Below are 1,118 nucleotides of genomic sequence, written 5' to 3' on the forward strand. Positions count from 1 at the left end.
CCATCAGCAGGAACATCACAAGTGCGATCGCTAATTGAATCGGTAAAAAATTTGGAGTCTGAAGGATCTGATCAGTCATGAGTTCTGAAACACCCAATAAGAGTGAATCATCTGAGGAGTCTTTTAAGCAACCCGAACCAGCTTTTGGTTGGACTTCCTATGCTGAGCAAATCAACGGCAGGTTTGCGATGGTTGCCTTAGTTTGTATCGTGTTACTGGAGTTGCTCACTGGTCAAGGTTTGTTGACTTGGCTGGGTCTACTCTAAGGAATTTCCATCCACTATATAATGATAAGGAGCTTGAGATTTATTTGCTCTTACAATCAGGATTGTTGACGGTTGACCGTTGACGGTTATACTATCTATGCTGGGATTTCCTCCTTGCTCTGATGAGGCAATTACGGCTACAAAAATTTAGCTGTCCGGCAAAAGAAGCCCCACAGCTAATGCGTAGCATTAGCTGTGGGGCTTCTTTTGCACAGGGTATTATAAAAATGCTATAATATTTGTACTGATAAACAAAGCCGTTCGCGTAGCGTGGCCAAAGGCCTTAAATGCTGGTTTGTCAGCCACCTACGTTCCTAAAAAATAGAACTTATTGTATTGTTCCGGCGCGGAGGGGCATCCCGTGTCGTTAATAAAGCTTACCGTGTATCCGTTCGCGTAGCGTCGGGCAAAGCCCGATAGCGATGGCTGGAGTTGGTAAGAAGCCCACACTGTAATCTTGGCCAAAGGCCACGCTACGCGAACGATGAGCGTGTGGGAGTATGTCACAGACCTAGCATGCTAGGTCTCTTCAAGGCTCTTGGCAATGAATTAAATCAATTAATTAAGGTAATTCAACCAGAGTATTGCACCCGGATTTGGGATCAGTTGTGTTAATTAGATAGATTTTGGACCGCTGCTATACGAAAGTAGGCATTCTACAGATAAGTCTACAGATTCAAGCTGTCTTACCGTTGGGGAAAGAGCTATGGGGCTTTGGATTTGCTATCTGGCCATGACTTCCTGCTCGGGGAAGGTCTTGCTTAGCCATAGCTTCACTGATGTATATTTCCTGCTGAGGCAGTGGGATCACAATCCCCTCTTCTTCAAATCTTTCTTTTATAATTCGGCTGA

2 protein-coding genes are annotated in these 1,118 nt (G+C 44.7%); both read left to right on the forward strand.

What is annotated here, in order from left to right; translation table 11 throughout:
- Positions 1-77 precede the first annotated feature (77 nt).
- A complete protein-coding gene (locus tag F6K53_RS44595) occupies positions 78-266 on the forward strand; it encodes a chlorophyll a/b-binding protein (protein ID WP_293087426.1) in 189 nt (62 codons plus the stop codon).
- A gap of 432 nt (positions 267-698) precedes the next feature.
- Entirely contained in the window at positions 699-881 is a 183-nt protein-coding gene (locus tag F6K53_RS44600) for a hypothetical protein (RefSeq protein WP_293087429.1), read from the forward strand.
- Positions 882-1,118 lie beyond the last annotated feature (237 nt).

Origin of the sequence: Moorena sp. SIO4A1 (assembly GCF_010672065.1) — a bacterium.
Lineage (GTDB): Bacteria > Cyanobacteriota > Cyanobacteriia > Cyanobacteriales > Coleofasciculaceae > Moorena.